The following is a 3,995-nucleotide window of genomic DNA, read 5'->3' as shown; positions in this document are numbered from 1 at the left end:
CCGGTCGCCTGCCGCGGCCCGCGCCGGCCGCCTGGGGTCTGGCCGCCGGTCTGATCGTGGCGAGTGTGCTGTTGACCGCGTTCGCCGTGGTAGCTGCGCTCGAGCCCGGGGTGGACAACGGCAACAAGGCCTTCGTCGACACCAAGGCCACCCAGGAGGTGACCGCGGCGGCCGACAACGCGCTCAAGACGGTCTATTCCTACGACGTCAAGACCGTCGGCGGCTACAAGGATGCCGTGCACAAGGTCGTCACCGGCAAGATGCGCGGCGATTTCGACAAGTTCGCCGACACCACGGTCTCCGCGATCCAGCAGGCGCAGTCGACCGCGCAGGCCACTCCCGACCCCATCGGTGTGACTTTGCTCACTGATGACCGGGCGGAACTGCTGGTGAATCTGACCGTGAGCGCGACCAAGAACGGTGCTCCGCAGGAGAGCGCGTCGGGTCCGATCGTGTTGCACATGCAGAAGGTGGACGGTCACTGGCTGGCGAGCGAGATCGCCGACCGTTGAGTGGTCCAGACGGGTTCGGAAGTATGTTCGAGCCCGTCACCTGCGGAATCTTCCCAGCTCAGCGGCGGATATTCCCTCGCGTGACGGTGTGATTCGCCAGCGCCACAGGGGATCTCGCGGTTATCGAGGTGGTCTCGCCACTTGACGACTTACGTCCGAACCGTCACGCTATTCACAACAGCGGCAGCTGTGGCAGGGTCGAGTACCCAGGTCGAGGCGCCGCCGGAGACTCGAACGCAGCCAGCGGAAGCGGGTCCGGCGCGCCGAACATCCGGAACTCGGTTCGGATGGTACTTTGACACCCCTTCTTCGTGGGTGTAGGTTTGGACTTTGCGCTGGCTGCCTCCTGTCCATTCCTTGATCGCATCACGAAAGTTCCACCGTTGAGGTGTTACTTCCGTTGTTTGCTGTTCGGGTTTTGTCCGGGTTGTAACCAGCAGAACTCGTAGCAGACAAGCGACGGTCGTTTGGTGTCTTGTACGTACAGGCACCGGGCGACGCGCGTGAGGTGCTGGAAGGACGCATCTTGGCAGTCTCCACCCAGACCAAGGCCGGTATTCCCGGAGCCCCGAAGCGGGTGTCTTTCGCGAAGATTCGTGAGCCCTTGGAGGTTCCGGACCTTCTCGATCTACAAACCGAATCGTTCGCGTGGCTGGTCGGTGCCCCCGATTGGCGTGAGCGGGCCATCGCCCGAGGCGACGCCAGCCCGGTCGGTGGGCTGGAGGAGGTGCTCGAGGAGCTCTCGCCGATCGAGGACTTCTCCGGTTCGATGTCCCTGTCCTTCTCCGATCCGCGCTTCGAAGAGGTCAAGGCCTCTATCGATGAGTGCAAGGACAAGGACATGACCTACGCGGCACCGCTGTTCGTGACCGCGGAGTTCATCAACAACAACACCGGTGAGATCAAGTCCCAGACGGTCTTCATGGGTGATTTCCCGATGATGACCGACAAGGGCACGTTCATCATCAACGGCACCGAGCGCGTGGTCGTCTCGCAGCTGGTGCGCTCGCCGGGTGTGTACTTCGACGAGTCCATCGACAAGGGCACCGAGAAGACGCTGCACAGCGTGCGCGTCATCCCGTCGCGTGGTGCGTGGCTGGAATTCGATGTCGACAAGCGCGACACCGTCGGTGTGCGTATCGATCGCAAGCGTCGTCAGCCGGTCACCGTGCTGCTCAAGGCGCTGGGCATGACCACCGAGGAGATCACCGAGCGTTTCGGTTTCTCCGAGATCATGCTGTCGACCCTGGAGAAGGACAACACCGCCGGCCAGGACGAGGCGCTGCTCGACATCTACCGCAAGCTGCGTCCGGGCGAGCCGCCGACCAAGGAATCCGCGCAGACCCTGCTGGAGAACCTGTTCTTCAAGGAGAAGCGCTACGACCTGGCCCGCGTCGGCCGCTACAAGGTCAACAAGAAGCTGGGCGTCAACACCGGTGAGCCGGTGGTCGGCTCGACGCTGAACCGCGAGGACATCGTCGCCACCATCGAGTACCTGGTGCGCCTGCACCAGGGCGACAAGCTGATGACCGTCCCCGGCGGCGTCGAGGTTCCGGTCGAGGTCGACGACATCGACCACTTCGGCAACCGTCGCCTGCGCACCGTCGGCGAGCTGATCCAGAACCAGCTGCGCGTCGGCCTCTCGCGGATGGAACGTGTCGTGCGTGAGCGCATGACCACCCAGGACGTCGAGGCCATCACCCCGCAGACCCTGATCAACATCCGCCCGATCACGGCGGCGATCCGGGAGTTCTTCGGTACCTCGCAGCTGTCGCAGTTCATGGACCAGAACAACCCGCTCTCGGGTCTGACCCACAAGCGTCGTCTGTCGGCGCTGGGCCCGGGTGGTCTGTCCCGTGAGCGCGCCGGCCTGGAAGTGCGCGACGTGCACCCCTCGCACTACGGCCGCATGTGCCCGATCGAGACCCCGGAAGGCCCGAACATCGGCCTGATCGGTTCGCTGTCGGTGTACGCGCGGGTCAACCCGTTCGGTTTCATCGAGACCCCCTACCGCAAGGTGGAGAACGGCCGGGTCACCGACGAGGTCAAGTACCTGACCGCCGACGAGGAGGACCGGCACGTCCGGGCCCAGGCGAATTCGCCCGTCGACGCCGACGGCAACTTCCTCGACGAGCGCGTGCTCGCCCGCCGCGGTAACGAGGAGATGGAATACGTCTCCCCGGCCGAGGTCGACTACATGGATGTCTCGCCGCGCCAGATGGTGTCGGTGGCGACCGCCATGATTCCGTTCCTCGAGCACGACGACGCCAACCGCGCCCTGATGGGTGCGAACATGCAGCGTCAGGCCGTGCCGCTGATCCGTTCCGAGTCGCCGCTGGTCGGCACCGGTATGGAGCTGCGTGCCGCGGTGGACGCCGGCGATGTGGTCGTCAACGAGAAGCCGGGTGTGGTGGAGGAGGTTTCCGCCGACTACATCACCGTCATGCACGACGACGGCACTCGTAAGAGCTACCGGATGCGGAAGTTCGCCCGCTCCAACCAGGGCACCTGCGCCAACCAGCGTCCGATCGTGGACGAGGGCCAGCGGGTCGAGCACGGCCAGGTTCTGGCCGACGGCCCGTGCACCGAGAACGGTGAGATGGCGCTGGGTAAGAATCTGCTGGTGGCGATCATGCCGTGGGAGGGTCACAACTACGAGGACGCGATCATCTTGTCGCAGCGTCTCGTGGAGGAGGATGTGCTGACCTCGATTCACATCGAGGAGCACGAGATCGATGCGCGTGATACCAAGCTCGGTGCCGAGGAGATCACCCGCGATATCCCGAACGTCTCCGATGAGGTGCTGGCCGATCTGGACGAGCGTGGCATCGTCCGTATCGGTGCCGAGGTGCGTGATGGTGACATCCTGGTCGGCAAGGTGACCCCGAAGGGTGAGACCGAGCTGACCCCGGAGGAGCGGTTGTTGCGCGCGATCTTCGGTGAGAAGGCGCGCGAGGTGCGTGACACCTCGTTGAAGGTGCCCCACGGTGAGTCGGGCAAGGTGATCGGTATTCGTGTGTTCTCGCGTGAGGACGACGACGATCTTCCTCCGGGCGTCAACGAGCTGGTGCGCGTGTATGTGGCGCAGAAGCGCAAGATCCAGGACGGTGACAAGCTCGCGGGTCGTCACGGCAACAAGGGTGTCATCGGCAAGATCCTGCCGAAGGAGGACATGCCGTTCATGCCGGACGGCACTCCGGTCGACATCATCTTGAACACCCATGGTGTTCCGCGTCGTATGAACATCGGCCAGATCCTCGAGACACATCTCGGCTGGATCGCCAAGGCCGGCTGGCAGGTCGACGGCGCCGAATCCGGCAACCTGCCGGACTGGGCGAAGAACCTGCCCGAGGAGATGCTGGGTCAGGAATCCGACACCAACATCGCGACCCCGGTGTTCGACGGTGCGCAGGAAGACGAGCTGACCGGCCTGCTGGGTTCCACTCTGCCGAACCGCGACGGCGAGACCATGGTCGACGCCAA

Annotated in this window: 2 protein-coding genes; both read left to right on the top strand. The window is 64.2% G+C overall.

What is annotated here, in order from left to right; translation table 11 throughout:
* On the top strand, positions 1–512 hold a 512-nt coding region (locus RJ03_RS23955), incomplete at its 5' end, for a hypothetical protein (protein ID WP_051025189.1).
* Between the two features lie 508 nt (positions 513–1,020).
* A partial coding sequence (gene rpoB, locus RJ03_RS23950; protein ID WP_036505871.1) for a DNA-directed RNA polymerase subunit beta occupies positions 1,021–3,995 on the top strand: 2,975 nt, incomplete at its 3' end.

Origin of the sequence: Nocardia aobensis NBRC 100429 (assembly GCF_000308375.1) — a bacterium.
In the GTDB taxonomy this organism is placed as follows: domain Bacteria; phylum Actinomycetota; class Actinomycetes; order Mycobacteriales; family Mycobacteriaceae; genus Nocardia; species Nocardia aobensis.
Note: the sequence above shows the minus strand (reverse complement) of the source record. Positions and strands in the feature narration are given on the sequence as shown.